Origin of the sequence: Actinoplanes sp. NPDC049265 (genome assembly GCF_043197135.1) — a bacterium.
Classification (GTDB): domain Bacteria; phylum Actinomycetota; class Actinomycetes; order Mycobacteriales; family Micromonosporaceae; genus Actinoplanes.
This window is the reverse complement of sequence record NZ_JBICSP010000001.1, coordinates 204,867-228,267: the sequence shown is the minus strand read 5'-3', so window position 1 is coordinate 228,267 and position 23,401 is coordinate 204,867. Positions and strand designations below refer to the sequence as shown.

Sequence of the window (23,401 nt, the reverse complement as noted above, 5' to 3'; positions counted from 1 at the left end):
CATGGCCGGTCAGGTACAGGCCCTGCGGCGGCGCATCCGCACGGTCAAGTCGACCAAGAAGATCGCCAAGGCGCAGGAGCTCGTGGCCACCAGCCGGATCGCCAAGGCGCAGGAGCGGGTGAACGCCTCCAAGCCCTACGCGGAGGCGATCACCCAGGTCCTGACCGCCCTGGCGTCCAACGCGTCGGTCGACAACCCGCTGCTCAAGCCGCGCGAGACCGTGCGGCGGGCGGGCGTCCTGCTGATCACCAGCGACCGCGGCCTGGCCGGCGCCTACAACGCCAACGCGATCCGCACCTGCGAGCAGCTGATCGCCCGGCTGCGCGAGGACGGTAAGGACGTGGCGCTGTACGTGATCGGCCGGAAGGGCACCGGGTACTACCGGTTCCGCAACCGGGAGATCGCGGCCAGCTGGACCGGCTTCTCCGAGCGACCGACGTTCTCCGACGCCAAGAAGGTCGGCGAGTCGCTGCTGGAGGCCTTCGTGGCCGGCGCCGACGACGCCGGCGAGGAGCACGGCCCGGACGGCATCCCCGGCGTCGACGAGCTGCACATCGTCAGCACCCGGTTCAAGTCGCTCATGACCCAGTCCGCGGAGGCGCATTTCCTGGCGCCGATGCAGGTCGAGGAGCACGAGCGCGAGCCCGGGCTCCGTCCGGCCTACGAGTTCGAGCCGGAGGCCGAGGAACTGCTCGACGCGCTGCTGCCGAAGTACCTCAACACGCGGATCTACGCGGCGTTGCTGGACTCGGCGGCCAGCGAGTCGGCGTCGCGCCGGCGGGCCATGAAGAGTGCGTCCGACAACGCGGACGACCTGCTCAAGCGGTACACGCGCGAGATGAACTCCGCGCGGCAGGCTGCGATCACCCAGGAAATCAGTGAGATCGTCGGCGGCGCCAACGCGCTGGCCGCGGCGGGAAGTGATGAGTGATGACTGCTGTTGCTGAGCCCACCAAGACGGAGACCGGCGTCGGCCGCGTCGTCCGGGTCATCGGCCCGGTCGTCGACGCCGAGTTCCCCCGTGACGCCATCCCGGACATCTACAACGCCCTGCACGTGGACGTGACGCTGTCCGAGGGCACCCGCACCCTGACCCTGGAGGTCGCCCAGCACCTGGGTGACAACCTGGTCCGGGCGATCTCGATGCAGCCCACCGACGGCATGGTCCGCGGCAGCGAGGTCCGCAACACCGGCGAGCCGATCTCGGTGCCGGTCGGCGACGTGACCAAGGGCCACGTGTTCAACGCCCTGGGCGAGGTGCTCAACGTCGACCCGTCGACGCTGGACATCCAGGAGCGCTGGCCGATCCACCGGCCGCCGCCGCCGTTCGCCTCGCTGGAGCCGAAGACCGAGATGCTGGAGACCGGCATCAAGGTGCTCGACCTGCTCGCACCGTACGTGCGCGGTGGCAAGATCGGCCTGTTCGGCGGCGCCGGCGTGGGCAAGACGGTGCTCATCCAGGAGATGATCATCCGGGTCGCCCGGAACTTCGGCGGCACCTCGGTGTTCGCCGGTGTCGGCGAGCGCACCCGTGAGGGCAACGACCTCATCCTGGAGATGGACGAGGGTGGCGTGCTCGACAAGACCGCCCTGGTCTTCGGCCAGATGGACGAGCCGCCGGGCACCCGCCTGCGGGTCGCCCTGACCGCGCTGACCATGGCCGAGTACTTCCGGGACGTTCAGAACCAGGAGGTGCTGCTCTTCATCGACAACATCTTCCGGTTCACCCAGGCCGGTTCCGAGGTGTCGACGCTGCTGGGCCGCATGCCGTCGGCGGTGGGTTACCAGCCCACCCTGGCCGACGAGATGGGCCAGCTGCAGGAGCGCATCACCTCGGTCCGGGGCAAGGCGATCACCTCGCTGCAGGCGATCTACGTGCCCGCTGACGACTACACCGACCCGGCCCCGGCGACCACGTTCGCCCACCTGGACGCGACCACGAACCTCGAGCGGTCGATCTCCGACAAGGGCATCTACCCGGCCGTGGACCCGCTGGCCTCCAGCTCGCGGATCCTGGCGCCGGAGTACGTCGGCGCCGAGCACTACGCGGTCGCCCGTGAGGTGCAGCGGATCCTGCAGAAGTACAAGGACCTGCAGGACATCATCGCCATCCTCGGTATGGACGAGCTCTCCGAGGAGGACAAGGTCACGGTGCAGCGGGCTCGCCGCATCGAGCGTTTCCTCTCGCAGAACACGTACGCCGCCGAGCAGTTCACCGGCGTCCCCGGCTCGACGGTCCCGCTGAAGGAGACCATCGAGGCGTTCAAGAAGATCTCCGAGGGGGAGTACGACCACTTCCCCGAGCAGGCCTTCTTCATGTGCGGTGGCCTCGAGGACCTCGAGAAGAACGCACACGAGCTGATGAAGGGCTGATCCAGCCCTTTCGAAGAGCCGCGCCGGGCCTCGGGGTCCGGCGCGGCTTTTTGCGTTTCCTGGCCCGGTTGGGGTCGTTTGACCAGGTCATGGGCGCACGGGCGGCACAGGTTACGCGGCTACTGTGGTCGGGTATCACTCGCTGGAGCGCGGGAGACCTGGTGACCGACCCGGACAAGCCTCGAAAGAAGCGCAAGTCGCCGTTGTGGGCGCGGCTGTGTGCCATCTTCGGCTGCATCCTGATGGTGATCAGCGGCGGCACGATCGTGGCCACCCAGGTGGTCACCGCCCGGGTCAACGGGGCGGTCCCGCCCGGCGATCTGCTGCCGGTCGAGCCGGGCGCGCCGGTCAAGCGAGCCGACATCAAGGGCCCGCTGAACATTCTGCTGGTCGGCATCGACCCGCGGAACGACACCACCGCGCCGCTGTCCGACTCGATCATCGTGGTGCACATCCCGCAGGACATGAGCGAGGCGTACCTCTTCTCCGTACCCCGGGATCTGATCGTCGACATTCCGCCGTTCGCCAAGACCGGTTTCCGGGGCGGCACCTCCAAGATCAACGCCGCGATGTCGTACGGCAGTTCGGTCGGTAACGGCAAGCACGACGTGCCGCAGGGCTTCAGCCTGCTGGCCAAGACCGTGAGCAAGCTGACCGGCATCCAGACCTTCGACGCCGGCGCGATCATCAACTTCGGCGGCTTCAAGAAGATCGTGGACGCCATGGGCGGCGTCACGATGACCGTCGACGAGTTGGTCAAGTCCGAGCACCTGGCGCCGGACGGCTCGCCCCGGCCGCGCTCGGCCCGGTGCCGTGACCCGCGGTCGAACTGCGACCACCCGTACACCGGCCCCCAGAAGACCTACAAGCCCGGCACCTACCACCTGCAGGGCTGGGAGGCCCTGGACTACGTCCGGCAGCGCTACGGCCTCAAGAACAGCGACTACGACCGGCAGCGTCACCAGCAGCAGTTCATCAAGGCGATGGCCGACCAGGCGTTCAGCAAGGACGTGGTGACCGACCCGGCCAAGCTCGGCGCCGTGCTCGAGGCGGCCGGCAAGTCGCTGATCTTCGACGGCAACGGCAACTCGGTGGTCGACTGGGCGTTCGCGCTGAAGAACATCCGACCGGCCAACATGACGCTGATCAAACTGCCCGGGCGCTCGGTCATCACCAACGGGTCGTACAAGGGTGAGGCGCTGGACGACACGGCCGACGAGTTCTTCGCCTCGATCCGCGATGAGACGGTCGACACGTTCCTTCTGCAGCACCCCGAATTCATCAACAAGGCCTGACCACCTAGACTTTCACCCGACAGGGTTTGTAACTGCCGGAGAGCTGAGGAGACCTCGTGGCCAACCAGCTGCACGTCCAGGTCGTCGCCGTGGAGGAGAAGATCTGGTCCGGCGACGCCGAGATGCTCGTCGCCCGCACCACCGAGGGCGAGATCGGCGTGCTGCCCCACCACGCACCGCTGCTGGGCCTGCTCAAGGAGCCCTCACAGGTCCGCGTGAAGCTGGCCGGCGGCGAGCAGCTGACCTACGACGTGACCGGCGGCTTCCTCTCGATCGACGCCGACGGCGTGACGGTCCTGGCCGAGAGCGCCTCGCCCGCTCAGCCCGAGTCCCGCTGACCACGCGATGCGGATTCTGGAGGTTGCCGGAATCTGCGTCGCCGCGCTGCTCGCGCTGCTGTTCCTGATCTTCTTCCGCCGCCGGCTCCTGATGGCCGGCGGCGGCACCATTCGCTTACAGGTCCGGGTCACCACGATGGTTCGGGGTCGTGGCTGGTCCGCCGGGGTCGCCCAGTTCGTCGGCGACGAGATGCGCTTCTACCGCATCTTCACCTTTTCGATCCGGCCCAAGCTGGTGCTCAACCGCCGCACCCTCACGGTCGGCGCCCGCCGCCTCCCCGAGGGCCCCGAGCGGCTCATCCTGCCCGGCGATTCGATCATCCTGGCCTGCACCACGCCCGACTCGCCGGTCGAGATCGCGATGGCCGAGTCGACAGTCACCGGGTTCAGCTCATGGCTCGAGGCGGGCCCGCCCGGTCCGCCCGGCAGCAGCCGGCTGATCCCGCGTCACTTCGGCGGGCCGGCACAGAGCTCGACCTCGTAACCCCAGGCGTCCTCCAGGTAGGCGGCGTAGTGCTCGGGGCCGCCCGCGTGCGGGTGCCTGTCGGCGTACATCAGCGACCAGCCGTGGGTTTCCGAGAGGCCGCTGAGCCGGTCGACCTCGCTTTCGCCGGCGACGGTGAAAGCCAGGTGGTTGAGACCGGGTGCGCAACGGTCGTGCCGCCGGCCGGTCAGCGCCGCGGACTGTTCGAGGACCAGGTAGGTGCCGTCCTTGAGGAACGAGCGGCCGCCCTCGAACTGCTGGAACACCGTGTAGCCGAGCTCGCCCAGCAGCCAGCCCCACGGCGTCAACGCGCCCTCGAGGTCGGGCACCCAGAGCTCGACGTGGTGCAGGGTCAACGCGCCGAACCGCCCGGCACCCACTTCACGTCGCCGTCCGGGTTGGCCGTCCGGGACAGGATGAACAGCAGGTCGGAGAGCCGGTTGAGGTATTTGGCGGGCAGGTCGCTGGTCCGCTCCGGGTCGTCCTTGACTAGGGCCCAGGCCGAGCGCTCGGCCCGCCGGGCCACCGTCCGGGCCACGTGCAGCAGCGCCGCGCCCGGTGTGCCGCCGGGCAGGATGAAGGAGTCGAGCGCGGGCAGCCCCTCGAGGTATTCGTCGCACCAGCCCTCGAGCCGGGTCACGTACGCCTCGGTGATCCGCAGCGGCGGGTACGGCGGGTCCTCGGCGATCGGGTTGCACAGGTCGGCGCCCACGTCGAACAGATCGTTCTGCACGGCGGTCAGCACCGTGCGTACATCGGCCTTGATGTTGCCCAACGCCAGCGCCACGCCCACCGCGGCGTTGCACTCGTCGGTGTCGGCGTAGGCCACGATCCGCGGGTCGGTCTTCGCGGCCACCTCGTTGTTGCCCAGCCTGGTCTCGCCGGCGTCGCCGGTGCGGGTGTAGATGCGGGTGAGATGCACGGCCATCCCTCCACCTTAGGGCCTGTCCTGGCGGTCAGCCGGGGCTGCGGCGGGGTCCAGAGCGCGGCCGACGCCAGACGCGCTCTGGACCCCGCCGCGCTCTCGGCTGACCGCCAGGACAGGCCCTACGGACCCCGGCCCGGGGTGGGACCCCTACCATGGCGCGGGTGGATGTCATCAGGGTCAAGGGCGGCGCCCCCCTCATCGGAGAGGTGCCGGTCGGCGGCGCCAAGAACTCGGCGCTCAAGCTGATGGCGGTGGCGCTGCTGGCCGAGGGCCAGAGCGTCGTGGAGAACGTCCCGCGCATCACCGACATCGCGATCATGGCCGAGGTGCTCCGCCGGCTGGGCTGCCAGGTGACCCTGGACGGCACCAGCGCGCACATCGACGTGCCGGCCGAACCGGGTAGCGAGGCCGACTACGACCTGGTCCGCCGGCTGCGTGCCTCGATCTGCGTGCTCGGCCCGCTGCTGGCCCGCCGCGGCTACGTCCGGGTGGCCCTGCCCGGCGGCGACATGATCGGCTCCCGCGGCCTCGACATGCACGTGTCCGGCCTGGCCCGGATGGGCGCGGACATCTCCGGCGAGCACGGCTTCGTGATCGCCTCGGCTCCGGCCGGCCTCAAAGGCTCCAAGATCTGGCTCGACTTCCCGAGCGTCGGCGCCACGGAAAACCTGCTGATGGCGGCCGTGCTGGCCAAGGGCGTCACCGAGATCGACAACGCCGCCCGCGAGCCCGAGATCGTCGACATCTGCGAGATGCTCACCGCGATGGGCGCCCGGATCGCCGGGGCCGGCACGTCGACGCTGGAGATCGAGGGTGTGGACAGGCTGCGTCCGGTCCGGCACACCACGGTGGGTGACCGGATCGTCGGCGGCACCTGGGCGTTCGGCGCGGCGATGACCCGCGGCGACGTGACCGTCCAGGGCGTACGCCCGGAGTTCCTCGACATCGCGCTGGACAAGCTGGTCTCGGCCGGCGCCGTGGTCGAGCCCGGCGACAACCAGTTCCGGGTCCGCATGGCCGACCGCCCCAAGGCCGTCGACATCGTGACCCTGCCGTTCCCCGGCTTCGCCACCGACCTGCTGCCGATGGCGCTGGGGCTGGCCGCGGTGGCCGAGGGCTCGTCGCTGATCACCGAGAACATCTTCGACGGCCGGTTCATGTTCGTGAACGAGATGGTGCGGCTGGGCGCCGACATCCGGACCGACGGCCACCATGCGGTGGTGCGCGGGCGGGCCCGGCTCTCCGGGGCGCCGGTGCGGGCGACCGACATCCGGGCCGGCGCGGGCCTGGTGATCGCCGGGCTGTGCGCGGACGGGGTGACCGAGGTGGGCGAGGTGCACCACGTCGACCGCGGCTACCCGAACTTCGTCGCCGACCTGGCCAGCCTGGGCGTCGAGGTCGAGCGGGCCGACGTACCCGAGCCGTCTTTTGATTTCTGACCTTCAGTGGTAGCCCAGCGTGGCATTCCGCACCGGAATGCCACGCTGGGCTACCACTGTCAGAGCATCAGGCGGCGGGCGGCTTCCAGTTCCTCGGCGAAGACCAGCACCGCGATCCGTCCGTCCCGCCGCATGCCCTGGGTCGACCGGATCCCCGCGTCGGCGAGCAGCATCCGGATGTCGTCCGCCTCCCCGGTGGTGTCGGTGACGGCGGCCGGACAGAGCAGGCCGAAGTCGTCGGTGTCGAACGGGTCGGAAAAGATCGACAGGCCGCCGTACGGGTCGTCGGCCTGATCGATCCAGGACAGCCCGAGCCGCCAGAAGACCACGCCGAGCAGGGCCACCAGGGCAACGGCAAGCAGCGGTCCGAAGAGGTACCAGCCGTCGCTCGGGGCCATGGGCACAGTCTGGCACCGGAGATCGGCGATTTTCCGAAGAATTGACTCGATAGAGTGGCTGAGCCTGCGTTAAGGAGCAGGCGTGGCTCAACAAGGAGGCTGGACATGGCGGGTCGGCTCGCGGTCATCGGGTCGGGTCTGATGGGTTCCGGTATAGCTCAGGTGTCGGCGCAGGCCGGCTGGCAGGTGACGATGCGCGACGTCGACGACGCCGCCACCGCCCGTGGCCTGGCGGCGATCCGTGACTCACTGTCCCGGTTCACGGCCAAGGGGAAGATCACCGAGGAGGACGCCGAGGCGACACTGGGCCGGATCACCACGACCACCGACCTGGACGCGGCGGCCGACGCCGACATCGTGGTCGAGGCCATCTTCGAGCGGGTCGAGGCCAAGCACGACGTGTTCCGTCAGCTCGACAAGATCTGCAAGGCCGGCGCGATCCTCGGCACCAACACCTCGGCCATCCCGATCACCCAGATCGCCGCGGTCACCCAGCGTCCCGAGTCGGTGGTCGGCATCCACTTCTTCTCGCCGGTGCCGATGATGAAGCTGGTCGAGCTGGTGCGGGGCTATCAGACCTCGGACGAGACGCTGGCCGAGGCGCGCGACTTCGCCGAGGAGGTCGGCAAGACCTGCGTCGAGGTCAAGCGGGACGTGGCCGGCTTCGTCTCCAACCGGCTCTTCTCCGCGCTCCTGGTCGAGGCGATCAAGCTGGTCGAGTCCGGGGTGGTCTCGGCCGCCGACCTCGACACGGTGATGAAGCTGGGCTTCGGGCACACCATGGGCCCGCTGGCCACGGTCGACCTGACCGGCCTCGACGTGATGCTGAACGCGGCCGGCAACATCCACCGCGATACGGGTGACGCCAAGTTCTTCCCGCCCGAGCTGCTCCAGCGCATGGTCACGGCGGGCGACCTCGGCCGCAAGGCGGGAAAGGGCTTTTACACCTACTAGAGATGTCGTAGCTGGGTGGGTGGTGCTGACCGTCGCTCCCGCCGAGGTCGCTTCGCTCCACGTGCGTGATCGGTCGCCCTTTCTCAAGGCCTTTCGGCCTGGGATTTGAGGGCCCGGTTGAAGGCGGCGAAACCCTCGTCACCGCCGGCCGGGCCCTCCTTCGTGAGGCGGGACAGCAGGCCGCCGAACTCTTCGCGGTGGGTGAGGCGGGTCGACCCGTCCGGCCGCCCGGTCAGCCGGAATTCGTGGACGCCGTGGTAGATCGCGGAGGGCAGCCAGGTCGCGCCGGGGATGACGGCGGCCCAGGCCAGCCGGACGCCTGGTGTCGCCTCGAGGACCGGGGCGTGGACGACGTACGGGCGCCGGTCCGGTGGGCCGAGGACCACCTTGATCTTCGTGCCCACCCGGGCCTCCCCGGCCAGCTCCTGGATGTAGGTGGTCCAGCGCGGATAGGCCGGGAAGTCGGTGAGGATCTGCCACACCCGTGTCGGCGAGGCGGCGATGTCGGTGACGATCTCGATCGTTCGCATCGGCCCACCGTAGGGAAAACTTGTACCGAGTACAAAACTGTAGGGTGGGAACGTGCAGCGCGATCGGAAGAAACGGGAAACCTGGGAGGCGATCCGGGCCGCCGCGCTGGCCCTGTTCGAGAAACGTGGTTTCGACGCGGTCAGCGTGAACGACATCGTCGCCGCGGCCGGCGTGGCCCGGGGCACGTTCTTCAACTACTTCGAGAACAAGGAAGCGGTGGTCGTCACCTACGGCGCCCACGAGGCCGAGTTCCAGCGCCGGCTGATGGACGAACGGCCGGCCGGCGAGCCGCTGTGGGACTCGGTGGTGGCGGTCATCGAGGGCTACCTGATCGAGTTCGAGGCCGAGATCGTCAAGCACCTGCGGCTCAAGCCCGGCTCGCCGACCCTGACCCGCTCGGCCCGCCCGATGACCGGCCGCCTGGTCGCCGACCTCAGCGAGTGGTCCCTGCGCCGCCACCCCGACCTGACCGAGCCCGAGGTCATGCTGACTGTCAACGTAGCGGTCACAGCCTTGGGCACAGCAGTCCACCACTGGAACGTCGACGACCCCGCTCCCACCCGCACAGCCCAGGTTCGCGCCATGCTCGACCAGGTCGCCACCGGGCTGGCCGCCCGACCGGAACCGCCGGCCCACTGACGGCTACGGCAACGGCTCGAGGAAAGGTTGCGGTGCGTCGGTGCAGACGGTGGCGCCGCCGGTCGGTGGTTCGCCGCTGAGCAGGTACGCGTCGATCCGCGCGGTGACGCATGGACCCCGGCCATAGCTCGTGTGGCCCCAGTTGTTGCTGGTCAGCAGCGTCGAGTGGGGGAGCAGCAGGCTGGCCGCCACCGCCCCGCGATAGTTGGTTCCGGGGTCATGGATGGCGCCCACGATGAGGACCGGTGCCTCGGTCCGGCGGTTGAAGGGGCCGGTGTACGCGTCCTCGTCGCGCACGGTCCAGGTGCCGCGGGCGCACACACTGTCGAACCAGCCCCAGACGCTCCCGAAATACGGTGCCTGACGGTTCCGCGCGGCGACGGCGGCCGGCCAGCTCGCCACGTCGGCCGGGTACAGGCCGTCGGTGCACTGGAGCGCCTTACCGGCTTCCGTCATGTTGTCGTCCGCGACGGCGCGCACGGCGGCCACCACGGCGCGGAGCCGCTCGGCCGTCGCGGGGTCCGGGCCGTCATCGAGGGCGGTCCGGACGTCCGCCGCTATCCGGGTCACTCGCGCTCCGGCGTCCGGCCTGAAGAGCGAGGTCGAGGTGGCCATGACGAACTCGGCGTAGGTCATCGTCCCGCCGTCGAACACCAGGGACCGGTGCCGGAGGCGGCGGGCGATCGAATCGAAGTTCCGCACCGGGTCGCCGGCCGCGAACACGCAATAGCGTTCTCCGGCCGTGTCGCAGCGTCGTAGCACCTCGATCAGCGTCCGGTAGGTGCCGTTGGAGAAGTGGGCCCGTTCGTCGAAGATCACCCGGGTGGTCCGGCCGACCCACGCGGTCGGGTCGAACGTGCCGTCCACGGCCAGCGCGCGGAACCGGTCCGGGAACATGTTGGCGTAGACCTGCCCGAGCTGGCTGCCGTAGCTCCGCCCGTAGTAGGTGAGCTTCTCATCGCCGACCGCCCGCCGGATGACGTCCATGTCCTGGGCGGTCTCGGCGGTGGACACCGAGCCGGCGAGCCGGCGACCGGTGGTGGAGCAGGCCTGGCCGAGCAGTCGCGAACCGCGTAGGTAATCATCGGTTTCGGCCCGCGTGACGGGGAACGGCACGCTGAGCAGGTCGAGCACCTCGGCCCGGTCCGCGGCGGAGGTGAAGCAGTCGAGATGCTCGCTGGAGCCGACGCCGCGCGGGTCGACGCCGACGATGTCGAACCGGTCCAGCAGCGGCCCGCTGAGAAGAGTCGGTGCGCTCAGCGCCAATGCCGTCGCCGGGTTGCCCAGCCCGCCCGGGTTGACGAAGAGGCTGCCGATCCGGTGCGCCTGGTCCCTGGCCCTGACCCGCAACACACCGACCCCGACGGTCTCGCCGGTGGGCTCGTCATAGTCGAGCGGGAGCCGCACCGTGGCGCACTCGGCGATGTCGTGGCACGGACGCCAGTCGAGCACCGGGGTCGGAACGGCATCAACCGGCGGTGCCGGAGCGGCAGCCGCGGCTCGGACGGGAACCGCGGCACCGCCGGCCAGCGCCAGGCCGGCCAGCGCGGCGGTCAGAAGCCGGGGTACGCGGGACAAGGCGTACGAAGAATCAATCCTCATACTGACGTGAGTCGATTTTCCGGTGACCCGAGTTCCCGCCCCGGCCCGGTTTCAGCGCGACGAGGCGAAGACCAGCGACAGCAAAGCGGCGGCGATCATGCCGCCCAGCAGGGTCAGGCCGATGCCGCCGATGTCCAGGCGGGCCTGCAGGCGGCGGTGGGCATAGACGGTGGCGACCGGGACGCCGGAGGAGGGGGCGAGCAGGAAGCAGAGCCAGCCGGCGCCGCGGACGACCTCGCCGGCCGGGACACCGGCGCCGCCGATCGTGACCAGGCCGGCGGCGAGCAGACCGGTCAGGCCGGCGACCAGGGCGCCCAGCAGTGGGAGCAGCGGCAGCGTCCAGCGCGGCAGGGGGCGGCGGGCGGCCGGGCGTACCGTGTCGTCGATCCGCTCGGCCGCGCGCGACAGCAGCGCGCGCGCCGAATCGCGGGGGGCCTGGGCGTTGTCGGTCGGCCGGCGCTGCAACGCGACCCGGGGCAGCGACTCCACCGAGGACGGCTCGGGCAGCTCGCCCAGCGCCCGCGACCGCACGCCGCGGGCCCGGCGCAGCTGATCCCACAGCCGGGCCGCCTCCCGGTCGACGTCGAGCACCTGGGCCGCGGCCGCCGCCGCCCACCGGTCCGCCGACGACGCCTCACCCTCGGCCCGGGCCAGCTCACCGGCCGCCCGCGCGGTGCTGTCCTGGTAGGCCTGGTCGGCGTGGTCCAGTTCGGTCTCGCGGCGCCGGGTGATGTCGGCCAGCGCGTTCATCATCAGCTGGTAGTCGCGGTCACGTGGGGTCACTGTTCACCTCGTACGGGACGATCACTTCGGGGACGCGATGCACGGAACGGTCGAAGAACAGCGCCCGGCGGGGGCGTGGGTACCACACCGGGCCGCCCGGCACCGGACATAGCGGGCCCAGGTCGGCGCCGTGCACGTCCAGGGCCACCCAGGCGCCGATCGCGTCCAGCCGGGCACCCGGGCCGCCCAGGTCGTCGCGCAACCGGGGCACCGACCGCCACCAGCCGAGCACGTGGGTACGGGCGGACGGTCCGTCGGCCAGCAGGCGCCGCAGCCGGTCCTTGTGGCCGGGCACCGCGTCCAGCGCGTACCCGAGGACGTAGTGCGGAATGTCGTCGGGGACCACCTCGAACAGCTGGGCCAGGTCCGACTCGTCGTACCAGGCGGCCTCGGGCAGCTCGGCGATCAGCCGGGCCGCCGCGTGCTGCGCCTCGGGCAGCGTGCACACCACGCTGAAGTGCGCCGGGCCCTGCGCGGCCAGCGACAGCGCCGCCGAGGCGAGAATGTCGCAGGCCTCGTCGACCCGGGTGCCGAGCACGGCCAGGTTGCGCCCGGGCATCCGGCCCAGCCGCAGCCGGGCCGGCCGGGCGGCGACGTCGATGCGCTCGCCGAGCACCGCACCCGGCGATGAGCCCTGGGTGGCGGCCTGGGCGAAGGACGGCAGCGAAGGCACCGCGTCACCGTCGAAGAGCCGGGGCGGTTGGCAGCCGGCCGGCTTGGCGCGCCACAGGCGGCGCTGGAGCGTACGCCAGGAAACCCGATCCGACGCGTCCGGCAGCCGGACGATCTGATTGGCCCCGGCCGCGCCCGACTCGGTGTTGACCACCGCGTGGAAGCGCGGGATGACCGCCGCGGCCAGGTTGTTCTCGGCCAGGATCCGCCGCGCCTTGGGCAGCGCGATCCGCAGCGTGAACTGTCCGATCAGCCCGGACCGGCCCCACAGCGCCTCGATCCCGGACACGTCCTGGCTGGCCAGCACCAGATGGATGCCCTGCGACCGGCCGCGCCGGGCCAGGTCCTCGAGCAGCGTGACGGCCTCGTCGGCGACCGCGTCGCGCCCGCCCAGCAGCACCTGGAACTCGTCGATCACCGCGACGATCCGCGGCCAGTGCCCGTCCGGGTCCTCGGCCCGCAGCTCGGCCAGCTTGGTCGCCTCGTGCCGCTTGGCCGCCTGGGCCCGGGTCCGCAGCTCGTCGCCGAGGTGCCGGAGCAGGGCGAGGCCGAACTCCCGGTCGTTGTTGACGTTGATGCCGGCCAGCCGTACGTGCGGCAGCCAGCTGTCGTCGCGGGACCCGGGTGTGAACCGCGCGAACGACACGCCCTCCTTGAAGTCGAGCAGGTACAGCGCCAGCTCGCCCGGGTCGTAGCGGGCGCACAGCGAGCCCAGCCACGCGTAGATCAGGTTGGTCTTGCCCGAGCCGGACGGCCCGCCGATCAGCGCGTGCGGCGGATCGTCGCCCAGCGGCACCTCGATCAGCGCGCCGTCCGGGCCGTCGCCGATCGGCGCCACCAGCCCCCGCGCCGACGACTCGCGCCACAGCCGGGGCGGTTCCAGGTCGGCGAGGCGGGCCGGCGGTGGCCCGGCGCGCAGGCGTTCGGCGGTGGCGCGGCAGAACGCGGCGACGCGGTCCGCCGGTGGCGGCGGGTCGAGGCGGATGGACAGGTCGCCGGTGGTGTCGGCGGCTCCGATGCCGTCGCGTACGACGATCCGCTCGGCCCCGTCGGCGGCGAGGCCACGGATGATCAGGTGTACGCCGCAGGCCACGCCGACCCGGAGGATCCGGTCCAGCTGCGCCCGCTGGGCCGCGGTGATCTCGCCGTCGAACAGCAGCACCACCACCCGCCACGGCTCCGGCCGCGGCCCGACGGTGGCCGCGGTCAGCTCGGCCAGCGACCCGAACTCGCCGCCCAGCACCGACTCGTTGACCCGGCAGATGTGCTCGACCAGCTCGTCCAGCATCGGGCCGAGTCCGCCGGGCCCGACGAAGGTCAGCCCGAGTGGCGCGAACGCGGCCAACGTCCCGCCCAGCCGCTCCGGGTCGTAGACGGTGAGCCTCACGTCGCCCGGCCGGGTGGTGCCCAGCGCCCGCAGCAGCACCCCGGAGATCACGCCGTCGACGGCGATCCGGTCGTCGCCGCTGACGTGCAGATGGGCCGCGTCGAGCAGCGGGACCAGGGCCGGCATGGTGGTGTGCTCGAACGCGATGGTGCCGATCCGCAGCAGCCCGGGGTGGGTGCCTCGGTCGGGTTCGGTCGGCGACCACATTCGCCAGGAGGAGCCGGCGGCGCCCGGTGCGCACAGGGCGGCCAGCGAGCCGGCGTTCCCGGCCAGCGCGTTGGCCTCGTGCCGGTACCGGCGTTCGATGGCGTCGCGGGCCGCGTCGCGTGCCTCGGCCAGCTGGTTCAGGCAGGTCGCGTAGGCGTCGCGGACCAGCCGCCGGTGGCGTTGGGCCTCGGCCCGGGCCGATTCGGCGGCGGCCAGCACCGCGCGAGCGGTCCCACGGGCTTCGGCGAGCTCGTGCCGGACCGCTTCGACCAGCGCGTTGCGGTGGCTACCCACGCGGAGATATTAGCCACTTTGGGCGCAATGACCGATTCTACGGGCTGCGTGTCGGTGGAGCGGCCATCGTTCCGGCCCGGGTCAGCCAGCGCGGATCCGTACGCATCAACTCGCCCCACAGCCGATCCGCGACCAGCGCCGCCGCCTCCCGCTGCCACTGCCGCAGCGACCGGCGCGGCACATAACGCCGGAACCACTCCAGCGCCCGCCGCGAATCCCGGTCCAGCCCGTCGGTCACCGGCTTGCGGTCGTACGGCCGCAGCCCCACCACACAGCAGAAGTGCAGCGCGTTGTAATGCCGCCACTCCTCGGTCGTGCCGAACAACCCATCCGGCTTCAGCCGCGCGACGCTCTCCTGCAGCACCGCCCGCAACTGCAGCGCCCGGGCCATCGGCCGCTCCGCGTTCTCCCCGGCCAGCCGCCGGTCCACCGTCGGCAGGTCGATCAGCGGGCTGCGCAGCAACCGGGCCAGGTCGCCGAAGTTGTCCAGCGCCTGCACGGTCAGCCGGCGGAACTCCTGCTCACTCACCGCGAGCAGCGTGTGCCGTTCCCGCCGGCGCGGCAGGGCCTCACTGAGCAGGGCCAGCGCCTGCCGGTCCTGGCGGAGCCGGTCGTCGTGCGGGAAGGCGACGCGGTCCAGGCCGCGCCGCACCGGGCCGATCAGGCCGGCGTACGCCATCACGACGCCCACCAGCCCGAACTGCAACCCGGTCAGCAGCCGCCGATCCGGCACCGCCAGCATGGTCAGCGTGGCCAGCCCGCCGACCAGCAGCGCACCGGCCGCCGCGCCGACGGCCGAGCGCCGCAGGTCGGGCCAGAGCCGCTCACCCGCGTCGGTCGCGTCGGCCACCGCCACCAGATAGCCCAGCACCGCCAGGTCCAGGCCGGCCGCGGCCAGCACCAGGGCCGGGGCGCCCAGATCGACCGGCAGGAGCAGGGCGACCAGGGTGAACGTGTAGAGCGCGGCCACCACCGTCACCGCGGCGGGCAGCACGGCCGGGCGTACCCGCTCGTGGAACCGCCAGAGCAGCACCAGCCCGCCGACCAGCGGCGCCACCGCCACCAGCCGCGCCGCGCCCGGCACCACGACCACCGTGGCCAGGAACAGCGCCGAGATCAGGAGCCAGCCCTTGTCGAGCGGGGTGCGTTCCGGCATCTCCTCCGGGAGCAGCCCGATGGCCACTCCCGCCCACATCAGCGCCGGAACACAGAGCAGCACCTGGGCCGGGGCGCCGCCCGGGGCGATGGTCCAGGCCGCCACCCCCGCCGCGTACGCGATCAGCGCGGCCGCCGCCCGCCAGTGCAGCCGCCGGCGCGGATCCCGCCCGACCAGATAACTCGCCAGCCAGACCGCGAGGGCGAAAACAGGGACGACTACCGGGGGCACGACGTTAGTCAATCAAATGTCCGCTACGCACCGACAGCCCGTCGCGCCCGTCTCTTCCGGACCACCCAGACAGCCGACGACACCAACAGGACGAGGCCGAGCAGGACCAGGATCGGCACCAGAATGGCCAGGATCGACAGAATGATGCTGGACACGTCCTCGGCCGTGCTCGCCACCGGCGCGCCCACGCCCGCGGTGCTCGCGTTGATCACCGGCCGCGACGCCGCTTTCACCCCGTGCACGCTCAACGCGATGATGATGCCGGCCGCGACCGGCACCCACTGATGCGACGAGAAGAACTGCCCCGGGTCGCTGACCGTCACCGTCTCCGACGACGATCCCGCCCCGAACGCCAGCCCGCCCGCGGTCGGCCGCACCACCGTCTGCACGATGTCGTTGACATGATCGACCACCGGCACCTTGTCGGCGACCACCTCGATCGCCAGCAGCACCACGAGGATGCCGATCACCCAGCCGTTGCCCAGCCACTGCCAGCCCGACGGCAGATCGATGAAGTCGGTGTACCGGGCCATCAGCCCCACCGTGAGCAGCGGAATATAGGCATTGAGCCCAGCCGATGCGGCCAGCCCCGCCCCCGTCAACGCTTCGAACACGCCTCCAGGATGGCACCGCCGCGCTCGTGCCGCTCGGGTGCGGCTACCCTCGTCGGGTGCGCCTGGTCATCGCGAAGTGCTCCGTGGACTATGTCGGCCGCCTCTCCGCCCACCTGCCGTCGGCGACCCGGCTGGTGATGGTCAAGGCGGACGGCTCGGTGTCGATCCATGCCGACGACCGAGCGTACAAGCCCCTCAACTGGATGAGCCCGCCCTGCAAACTGCAGGAGGCGCCCGGCGTGTGGAAGGTAGTCAACAAGGCCGGCGAGGAGCTGCGGATCCACCTGGAGGAGATCTTCCAGGACACGTCGTACGAGCTGGGCCAGGACCCCGGCCTGGTCAAGGACGGCGTCGAGGCCCACCTGCAGGAGCTGCTGGCGGCCCACCCCGAGACTTTCGGTGAGGGCTACACCTTGGTCCGGCGCGAGTTCATGACCGCCATCGGCCCGGTCGACCTCCTGCTCCGCGACGCCGCCGGCGCCGCCGTAGCCGTAGAGGTAAAGCGCCGAGGCGAAATCGACGGCGTCGAGCAGCTCACCCGATATCTCGAGTTGATGAACCGCGACCCGCTCCTGACCCCGGTCACCGGCGTCTTCGCCGCCCAGGAGATCAAGCCCCAGGCCCGCGTCCTGGCCACCGACCGAGGCATCCGCTGCGTGGTCGTCGACTACGACAAGCTCCGGGGCACCGAACGCAACGAGCTAACCCTCTTCTAGCCGAGGACGCCGTTAGCTCCCTCCCTTCCTCGCGGCCGACTTCAAGATCGAGCGGGATGTCGTGCGCGAGTGGGTGGCACAGGGCAAATGCCGCCCAGAGCAACCACTGTCACCGACCACCGACCGGGCACCGTATCGCACGAGCGTGAGCGCCGGGCAAGCGTGAGCATCGCCCGAGCGTGAGCGGCCGCAGTGAGGGTGATGAGGCAGCCGCCGGCATGGCCTTGGCCACCCCGTGTGGGTGACGGGCCGCGGTGAGGGTGGGTTCCGCCGCGGCCACCCGCCGTGGGTGACGGGCCGCAGTGTGGGGACCGGGCGTGGAAGGACCGAGGTGGGTCAGGCGGGCCTGGTCAGGTCGACTCGGGCCGGATCGGTGCTGCCGACCAGGTAGAAGCGGGCCCCCAACACGGCAACCCCTGCCTGCACAAGCACCCCCACCCAGGGCAACCGACCCCCCGTAGCGATCATGATGACTGCCGGAAGCCCGAGGAGTAGAAGGTCGTACCCGACCACCGAGGCCAGGGCGGGCCCGGTCGACACCGTGCCCATAGGCGTGTCGAGGGGCAGTAGCGAGTTGTCGACGAATCCGACCCGGGCCCGCCGGATCGCCGCCACCGCCCCGATCGGCCCCAGCGTGACGCCCAGCGCCCACCACGGCCCGGCCGGGAGGGCGTCCAGGAAGGTCAGGACGCCCAGGGCGAGCCCCGCCCACACGGCGGCGAGGACGGTCGGCACGAGCAGGCGCTGGGTGAGGGCTTCGCGGGAGTTGAGGCCGAGCAGGCGCAGCAGCACCGGGTTGGCGGCGTCGGTGCGGGTGGTGGCCGTGGTGGTGCCGGCGGCGAGGAGGGCGCCGATCAGCACGGCGGGGCCGAGGAGGCCGGCCGGGGCGTGTGACAGCAGGGCCGGCAGAGCGGTCGCCAGCAGGAGCCACAGCAGGCGGCGGGGCCGGCGCAGGGCCAGGCGCAGGTCCTGGGCGGCCAGCACGGGCAGGCGCGGGTTCAGGGCGGCCGAGCGGAGCTTCCGGTGGGACCAGTAGCGGCGTTCGATCATGTCGGCGACCCAGGTCGGTTCCACGCCGAAGGCCGAGTCGGCGAGGGTGCCGGCGATGCGGGAGGCGTCGAGGATGCGGTGGTCGGGCGTACGGCCCAGATCGCGTACGGCCGTCAGCAAACCGGCCAGCGTGACCGCACCCAGCACCAGCACCACCGGCGGGCCGGGGAAATATCCGCCGAGCCGGGGCGCGCCGACGGCCGCGTCCACCACCAGGCCGGCCAGTCCGGCCGCGACCAGCAGGGCGACGCCGTTGTCGAGGACGGTGAAGAGCCACCCGCCGGACTGGGCGGCCAGCGTGATCAGCAGCAGCGCCACGCCGCCGAGGGCGCCGATCACGATCATGGCCACGGGGATGGGTCGCGGGCCGGCGTGGCCGAGGATCGCCAGGGTGGCGACGGCGGCCGCGAGCATGGCCAGGGTGGCACACAGGGCCAGTGACGGCCACAGCAGACGGCGCCGGCTGATCGGGGCGGTGAGCAGCCAGGACGCGGCCGGACGGCTGACCGCGAGCGGGCCCAGGCGGCGCAGGGCCAGGTAGAGCCCGCCGCCGAGGATAGCGGTGAGCGACCCGGCGGCCAGGGCGGAGATGTCCGGTGCGGACGGCCAGACCAGGCCCCGGACGCGGCTCCAGATCATGCTGCCGAGGATCAGGATGGACAGCACGACGACGTAGAAGGTGCCGAAGCGTTCGCCGCGTTCGAGGTGGGCGGCCTGGGTGCGGCGGATCCAGCGCCGGAGCGGGGTCACCGCCACGGTGGTCAAGAGAGGGACTCCATCGTGGTGATCTCGGCGCCGGACGCGGCCGCGAAGTCGTCGTCGTGGCTGGCCATCAGGATCGAGCCGCCGGTTTTCAGGTAGTCGGCCAGCAGTTCGGCCACCAGGGCGCGGCCGTCTCGGTCGAGGCGCTGCTCAGGCTCGTCGAAGATCAGCAGGCTGCTCGGGCGCAGCAGGGCCAGCGCTAGCGTGAGGCGCTGCTTCTGCCCGGAGGACAGCGAGGCGGGGATGGCGTCGCGGTGGCCGGCCAGGCCGAACCGGGACAGGGCCTCGTCGATGCCGGCCGCGGACGGGTCCTGCCCGTGCGCGCGGCAGACCAGCTCGGCGTGCTCGCGGGCGGTCAGCCCGGGATACCAGGTCGGTGGCTCCACCGTGGTCACCACGGCCCGCCAGAAGTCCGGTGTGGAGCCGGGCGCGCCGCCGAAGACGCGGATCTCGCCGTCGTCGGGCTGCTGCAGGCCGGCCACGCAGCGCAGCAGGGTCGACTTGCCGATGCCGTTCTCACCGGTGACGCAGACGCCGGTGCCGGCCGGGACCAGCAGGGCGACGCCGGTCAGGACCGGGGTCGAGCCGTAGCCGACCACCAGCCCGTCGACCTGGACCGCGGGGTGATCTTCCACTCCTGGAACGCTAGCAGCGCGCGTCACCGCTTTCGCGCGTACAGCATCTTGACGGTTTTGATCAGTCTTCGCACCTGCGCGGGGGTGCGTTCGAAGGTCATCGCCGGGATGAGTGACGGGCCCCGCCGCACCGACACCGACTTTGACCGGGCGAACTCGCGTAGCCCGTCGTCGCCGTGGATGCGGCCGAAGCCGGAGTCGCCGACCCCGCCGAACGGCAGGTTGGCGTTGCCGACGAAGGCCAGCGCCGAGTTGACCGCGACCATGCCGGAGCGCATCCGGCGGGCGATGCGGATGGCGTTGGCCTTGCCGAAGACGGCGCCGCCGAGCCCGTACGGGAGCGCGTTGGCCTTGGTCACCGCCTCGTCGGCGTCGGCGACCTTGGTGATGGTCAGCGTCGGCCCGAAGGTTTCCTCTCGCACGGCCGAGGATTCTTCGGGTACGTCGACCAGTACGGTCGGGGCGACGTACGGTGCCTGAACCGAGTCGCGGCCGCCGAGCACCGCCTCACCGCCACGGTCGAGCGCGTCGTCGATGTGCCGCTTGATGATGTCCAGCTGCTTGGGCATGGTGATCGGCCCGATCTCCTCGCCGGTGCGCAGCTTGCCGGCCTTGTCGACCACGGCCGCGACGAAGGCGTCGTAGACCGGGGCGACCGCGTACACCCGCTCGATTCCGATGCACGTCTGCCCGGCGTTGGTCATCCCGCCCCAGACCGCCGCCTCGGCCGCCGCGGCGACGTCGGCGTCCGCGTCGACGATCATCGCGTCCTTGCCGCCGGCCTCGATGATCACCGGGGTGAGGGTCTCGGCGCAGGCGGCCATGACTTTTTTGCCGGTGGCGGTCGACCCGGTGAACGCGATCTTGTCGACCCCGGCCCGGCACAGCGCCCCGCCGACCTCGCCCAGCCCGTGCACCGCCTGGAAGACCTGATGCTCGGGTACGGCTTCGGCGAACGTGTCGACCAGCCACTGCCCGACGATCGGGGTGTATTCGCTCGGCTTGAACACCACCGCGTTGCCGGCGGCCAGGGCGCCGGAGATCGAACCGATCGGGGTGAGGATCGGGTAGTTCCAGGGCCCGATCACGCCGACCACCCCGTACGGCTGATATTCCAGGTGGCCGCTGTGCTCGAGCACCATCGCGCGGCTGCGGACCCGGCGCGGCCCGAGCACCCGCCGCGCGTTGCGTGCCGCCCAGTCGATGTGCTCGATCGCCGCGGCGGCCTCGACGACCCCGTCGGTGACCGGCTTGCCCCCTTCGAGCAGGGCCAGCTCGCCCAGTTCCTCGATCCGGTCGGCCAGAACGGCGCGCCAGCGCAGCAGCCTGGCCTTGCGGCCGTCGAAGCCGAGGCCGGCCCACCACGCGGCGGCCTGGCGGGCCACGGTCACCGCCTCGGCCACCGCGGCCTCGTCCGCGACCGGCACCCGGCCGGCCTCGGCCCCGCTGGCCGGGTTGGTGGAGATGAGCAGCCCGTTCTCGATTGCCGGCAGTCCCGGCGTGCGCGTCGCCGTCATGAACGTGAGCTTAGTTCGCGCACGTATTCTTGGGACCTGTGAGCCCGCGACGAAATCGCCCCAAGCGGCCGGCCGCCGAGCCGCCCCGCGAGGAGCACGTGCGCCGCGGGATCGACGGCGTCCAGCAATATCAGGACGGCGAGTGGATGGTCCGGTCGATCTTCGGCGGTGCGGCCACCAAGACGTACCTCTGCCCCGGCTGCATGCAGCAGATCCGGCCGGGCGTGGCGCACGTCGTGGCCTGGCCGGCCGATGAGCGCGGCGACGCGGGGGACCGGCGGCACTGGCACTCCGGCTGCTGGAAGGCCCGGGACCGGCGTGGCCCGTCGGTGGAGCGGTCGCGGAACGCGCCGCGCTATGGGTAAGGATGATCTCGTGAGTGCACCCATTCGCGCCAACAGTGTGCTGCCCGCCGAACGGCAGGACGTCGAGCTGGAGACCGCCGACGGCCTGACCCTGGTCGGCGAGCTGGCGCTTCCGCTCGGCGGTCCGCCGGTGGCCACCCTGATCTGTCTGCATCCGCTGCCCACGCACGGCGGCATGATGGACAGCCACGTTTTCCGCAAGGCCGCGTGGCGGCTGCCGGCGTTGGCCGGGGTCGCGGTGCTGCGGTTCAACACGAGGGGTACGAGCAGCGTCCGCGGCACCAGCGGGGGCTCCTTCGACAACGGGGTGGGCGAGCGGTTCGACGTGGCCGCGGCGATCGAGTTCGCCGAGTTCCACGATCTGCCCAACGTCTGGCTGCTGGGTTGGTCGTTCGGCACCGATCTGACGCTGATGCACGGCCTCGACCCGGCGGTGGCCGGGGCGATCCTGTTGTCGCCGCCGTTGCGCTTCTCGAAGCCGGAGCATCTCCAGGCGTGGGCCGCCGACGGGAAGCCGCTGGTCGCGCTGGTTCCCGAGCTGGACGACTATCTGCGCCCGGCCGAGGCCAAGGAGCGTTTCGCGGTGGTGCCGCAGGCCGAGGTGATCGGTGTCGCCGGCGCCAAGCACCTGTGGGTGGGCGACGCCGAGACGGTCCTCGACGAGGTGGTCCGCCGGGTGGCGCCGCCGGTCGCGACGCCGCTGCCGTCGACCTGGGACGGGCCGATGGAGACGGGCGACATGAACGCGTACGCCAACCGCACGGTGGCCGCTTTCGCCGACAAGCCGGTCCCGCGGCCGATGTCGGACTAGGGCGCATCTGACGGATCACCCAGGGCTGCTGCGGCGACCGTGGGCGGCCGGGACGGCGAGCAGTGGCAGGGCGAACTTTCAGCGGCGCTCGGCGGCGGGGAGGACGACCTCGCGGCCGATCAGCTGGATCGCGGCCACCATCGGGATCGCGGCCAGGGCGCCGATCACTCCGAAGAGTGCCGCGCCGAGCAGGGCCGCCACCACCGCGGCGACGTCGCTGACCTCGACCGAGCGGCGCATCACCCGCGGGTAGATGAAGTAGTTCTCGATCTGCTGGTAGAGGATGAAGAACCCGGCGCAGACCAGGCCGGCGGTGAGCGAGTGGGCCAGCCCGACCAGGCTCACCACGACCGCGCCGAGCGTCGCGCCGATCTGCGGGATCAGGTCGAGCACGGCGACCACGACGGCCAGAGCGAACGGGTACGCCAGCCCGAGGATCAGCACCAGCACCCAGGTGCTCACCCCGGCCAGCAGCGCGATCATCACCGCGCCGATCATGTACGCGCCCACCTTGGTCAGGATCTCGTCGGTGAGCAGTCGCACCCGGTCGCGGCGGGTGGCCGGGACCAGCCGGAACGCGCCCTTCTTGATCCGCTCGAAGGCGGCCATGAAGTAGATCGTGAGGACCAGCACGGTCAGCACGTTGAAGATCGTGCCGAAGATCAGCCCGGCCGCACCGGCGATGCCGCCGAGCGTGTTGCCGACGGTGCTGGCGCTGATCGCGCTCTGCGCCTTGTTGAGCAGGTCGTAGCGCTGGACCAGGTCGTTGATGGTGGCGTTGGTCCGCAGGTTGTTGATGTAGCCCGGGATGTTGTTGATCAGCTCACCGGTCTGGGTGACCAGCGGCGGCACCAGCGCGATCAGGGCGCCGGCGAGCACGGCCAGCCCGATCAGGGCGACGATGGCGACCGCGCCACCGCGAGGCACGCCCCACTTGTGGATCCGGGTGACGGCCGGGTTGAGGCCGATGGCCAGGAACATCGCCACGAAGATCAGCACCAGGATCGAGGTGGCGTTGCGGATGCCCATGAAGGAGGCGTACGCCACCAGCAGCCCGACGCCGCCGAGGAAGCCGATGAAGAACGGGTTGCGCCGGTCCAGTGGCGGGCCGGGCGTGCCGAAGCGTGGCTGGGCCGGTTCCTCGGCGGGCGTCTGGTCGTCCTCGGGAGACGGTGCGGGCGAATCCTTGGTCTCGTCGGCCGTCACCGGTTACCTCCCGG

The 23,401-nt window shown here is 71.3% G+C and carries 24 protein-coding genes; 11 read left to right on the top strand and 13 right to left on the bottom strand.

Going from position 1 to position 23,401, the window contains the following annotated elements; translation table 11 throughout:
- The first annotated feature begins 1 nt into the window (after position 1).
- The 5 genes from ACGFIO_RS01045 (at position 2) to ACGFIO_RS01025 (ending at position 4,490) form a co-directional block, all read left to right on the top strand.
- Positions 2 to 931, top strand: a complete 930-nt coding sequence (locus ACGFIO_RS01045; protein WP_392820370.1) for a F0F1 ATP synthase subunit gamma — start codon at positions 2 to 4, stop codon at positions 929 to 931.
- Positions 931 to 2,373, top strand: a complete 1,443-nt coding sequence (atpD, locus tag ACGFIO_RS01040; protein ID WP_392820369.1) for a F0F1 ATP synthase subunit beta — start codon at positions 931 to 933, stop codon at positions 2,371 to 2,373. Before ACGFIO_RS01045 ends, atpD begins: the two co-directional genes overlap by 1 nt.
- Positions 2,374 to 2,534: 161 nt before the next feature.
- On the top strand, positions 2,535 to 3,668 hold the full coding sequence (locus tag ACGFIO_RS01035; protein WP_392820366.1) for an LCP family protein: 1,134 nt from the start codon (positions 2,535 to 2,537) through the stop codon (positions 3,666 to 3,668).
- A gap of 56 nt (positions 3,669 to 3,724) precedes the next feature.
- Complete coding sequence (locus ACGFIO_RS01030; RefSeq protein WP_392820364.1) at positions 3,725 to 4,006, top strand: F0F1 ATP synthase subunit epsilon; 282 nt, start codon at positions 3,725 to 3,727, stop codon at positions 4,004 to 4,006.
- 7 nt (positions 4,007 to 4,013) lie between these two features.
- Positions 4,014 to 4,490 carry a DUF2550 domain-containing protein gene (locus ACGFIO_RS01025; RefSeq protein WP_392820361.1) on the top strand — a complete coding sequence of 159 codons (477 nt, stop codon included), beginning with the start codon at positions 4,014 to 4,016 and terminating at the stop codon, positions 4,488 to 4,490.
- Here ACGFIO_RS01025 and ACGFIO_RS01020 read toward each other — a convergent pair.
- Both ACGFIO_RS01020 and ACGFIO_RS01015 read right to left on the bottom strand, forming a co-directional pair.
- On the bottom strand, positions 4,454 to 4,846 hold the full coding sequence (locus ACGFIO_RS01020) for a VOC family protein (RefSeq protein WP_392820358.1): 393 nt from the start codon (positions 4,844 to 4,846) through the stop codon (positions 4,454 to 4,456). The genes ACGFIO_RS01025 and ACGFIO_RS01020 overlap by 37 nt on opposite strands.
- On the bottom strand, positions 4,843 to 5,418 hold the full coding sequence (locus ACGFIO_RS01015) for a cob(I)yrinic acid a,c-diamide adenosyltransferase (RefSeq protein ID WP_392820356.1): 576 nt from the start codon (positions 5,416 to 5,418) through the stop codon (positions 4,843 to 4,845). Before ACGFIO_RS01015 ends, ACGFIO_RS01020 begins: the two co-directional genes overlap by 4 nt.
- 152 nt (positions 5,419 to 5,570) lie before the next feature.
- Here ACGFIO_RS01015 and murA point away from each other — a divergent pair, with 152 nt between their 5' ends.
- Positions 5,571 to 6,857 (top strand): UDP-N-acetylglucosamine 1-carboxyvinyltransferase, encoded by a 1,287-nt coding sequence (murA, locus tag ACGFIO_RS01010; RefSeq protein ID WP_392820354.1) that lies wholly within the window; start codon positions 5,571 to 5,573, stop codon positions 6,855 to 6,857.
- Positions 6,858 to 6,916: 59 nt separating this feature from the next.
- Here the strand turns inward: murA and ACGFIO_RS01005 are convergent, their stop codons facing one another.
- Positions 6,917 to 7,255 carry a hypothetical protein gene (locus ACGFIO_RS01005; protein ID WP_392820352.1) on the bottom strand — a complete coding sequence of 113 codons (339 nt, stop codon included), beginning with the start codon at positions 7,253 to 7,255 and terminating at the stop codon, positions 6,917 to 6,919.
- Between the two features lie 105 nt (positions 7,256 to 7,360).
- Between ACGFIO_RS01005 and ACGFIO_RS01000 the strand changes: the two genes are divergently transcribed.
- Complete coding sequence (locus ACGFIO_RS01000; RefSeq protein WP_392820350.1) at positions 7,361 to 8,209, top strand: 3-hydroxyacyl-CoA dehydrogenase family protein; 849 nt, start codon at positions 7,361 to 7,363, stop codon at positions 8,207 to 8,209.
- Between the two features lie 83 nt (positions 8,210 to 8,292).
- Here the strand turns inward: ACGFIO_RS01000 and ACGFIO_RS00995 are convergent, their stop codons facing one another.
- Positions 8,293 to 8,739: an SRPBCC family protein gene (locus tag ACGFIO_RS00995; RefSeq protein ID WP_392820348.1), complete on the bottom strand. Its 447-nt coding sequence runs from the start codon at positions 8,737 to 8,739 to the stop codon at positions 8,293 to 8,295.
- A 52-nt stretch (positions 8,740 to 8,791) separates the two neighbouring features.
- Between ACGFIO_RS00995 and ACGFIO_RS00990 the strand changes: the two genes are divergently transcribed.
- On the top strand, positions 8,792 to 9,379 hold the full coding sequence (locus ACGFIO_RS00990) for a TetR family transcriptional regulator (RefSeq protein ID WP_392820346.1): 588 nt from the start codon (positions 8,792 to 8,794) through the stop codon (positions 9,377 to 9,379).
- A gap of 3 nt (positions 9,380 to 9,382) precedes the next feature.
- Here the strand turns inward: ACGFIO_RS00990 and ACGFIO_RS00985 are convergent, their stop codons facing one another.
- The 5 genes from ACGFIO_RS00985 to ACGFIO_RS00965 are packed head-to-tail and all read right to left on the bottom strand — an operon-like array spanning position 9,383 to position 16,325.
- Positions 9,383 to 10,981 carry an alpha/beta hydrolase gene (locus tag ACGFIO_RS00985; RefSeq protein ID WP_392820343.1) on the bottom strand — a complete coding sequence of 533 codons (1,599 nt, stop codon included), beginning with the start codon at positions 10,979 to 10,981 and terminating at the stop codon, positions 9,383 to 9,385.
- 51 nt (positions 10,982 to 11,032) lie between these two features.
- The gene (locus ACGFIO_RS00980; protein WP_392820341.1) at positions 11,033 to 11,764 is read right to left on the bottom strand and encodes a hypothetical protein; all 732 of its coding nucleotides are present in this window, start codon (positions 11,762 to 11,764) and stop codon (positions 11,033 to 11,035) included.
- Positions 11,751 to 14,324 (bottom strand): FtsK/SpoIIIE domain-containing protein, encoded by a 2,574-nt coding sequence (locus ACGFIO_RS00975; RefSeq protein WP_392820338.1) that lies wholly within the window; start codon positions 14,322 to 14,324, stop codon positions 11,751 to 11,753. The genes ACGFIO_RS00980 and ACGFIO_RS00975 overlap by 14 nt, the downstream gene beginning before the upstream one ends.
- A gap of 37 nt (positions 14,325 to 14,361) precedes the next feature.
- Positions 14,362 to 15,711, bottom strand: coding sequence for a hypothetical protein (locus tag ACGFIO_RS00970; RefSeq protein ID WP_392820335.1), 1,350 nt, complete (start codon positions 15,709 to 15,711; stop codon positions 14,362 to 14,364).
- Positions 15,712 to 15,734: 23 nt separating this feature from the next.
- Positions 15,735 to 16,325: a DUF4126 domain-containing protein gene (locus ACGFIO_RS00965; RefSeq protein ID WP_392820333.1), complete on the bottom strand. Its 591-nt coding sequence runs from the start codon at positions 16,323 to 16,325 to the stop codon at positions 15,735 to 15,737.
- 56 nt (positions 16,326 to 16,381) lie between these two features.
- Between ACGFIO_RS00965 and nucS the strand changes: the two genes are divergently transcribed.
- Positions 16,382 to 17,041 carry an endonuclease NucS gene (nucS, locus tag ACGFIO_RS00960; RefSeq protein WP_392820330.1) on the top strand — a complete coding sequence of 220 codons (660 nt, stop codon included), beginning with the start codon at positions 16,382 to 16,384 and terminating at the stop codon, positions 17,039 to 17,041.
- 336 nt (positions 17,042 to 17,377) lie between these two features.
- Here nucS and ACGFIO_RS00955 read toward each other — a convergent pair whose 3' ends face one another.
- The 3 genes from ACGFIO_RS00955 to ACGFIO_RS00945 are packed head-to-tail and all read right to left on the bottom strand — an operon-like array spanning position 17,378 to position 21,005.
- Positions 17,378 to 18,847 (bottom strand): DUF6297 family protein, encoded by a 1,470-nt coding sequence (locus ACGFIO_RS00955; protein WP_392822515.1) that lies wholly within the window; start codon positions 18,845 to 18,847, stop codon positions 17,378 to 17,380.
- A 5-nt stretch (positions 18,848 to 18,852) separates the two neighbouring features.
- Positions 18,853 to 19,488, bottom strand: a complete 636-nt coding sequence (locus ACGFIO_RS00950) for an ATP-binding cassette domain-containing protein (protein WP_392820329.1) — start codon at positions 19,486 to 19,488, stop codon at positions 18,853 to 18,855.
- 23 nt (positions 19,489 to 19,511) lie between these two features.
- Positions 19,512 to 21,005, bottom strand: coding sequence for an aldehyde dehydrogenase family protein (locus ACGFIO_RS00945; protein WP_392820327.1), 1,494 nt, complete (start codon positions 21,003 to 21,005; stop codon positions 19,512 to 19,514).
- A 38-nt stretch (positions 21,006 to 21,043) separates the two neighbouring features.
- Between ACGFIO_RS00945 and ACGFIO_RS00940 the strand changes: the two genes are divergently transcribed.
- Together ACGFIO_RS00940 and ACGFIO_RS00935 are read left to right on the top strand one after the other, a co-directional pair.
- Positions 21,044 to 21,370: a hypothetical protein gene (locus tag ACGFIO_RS00940; protein WP_392820325.1), complete on the top strand. Its 327-nt coding sequence runs from the start codon at positions 21,044 to 21,046 to the stop codon at positions 21,368 to 21,370.
- Positions 21,371 to 21,380: 10 nt separating this feature from the next.
- A complete protein-coding gene (locus ACGFIO_RS00935; protein WP_392820322.1) occupies positions 21,381 to 22,181 on the top strand; it encodes an alpha/beta hydrolase in 801 nt (266 codons plus the stop codon).
- Positions 22,182 to 22,259: 78 nt separating this feature from the next.
- Here the strand turns inward: ACGFIO_RS00935 and ACGFIO_RS00930 are convergent, their stop codons facing one another.
- Positions 22,260 to 23,387 carry an AI-2E family transporter gene (locus ACGFIO_RS00930; protein ID WP_392820320.1) on the bottom strand — a complete coding sequence of 376 codons (1,128 nt, stop codon included), beginning with the start codon at positions 23,385 to 23,387 and terminating at the stop codon, positions 22,260 to 22,262.
- Positions 23,388 to 23,401 lie beyond the last annotated feature (14 nt).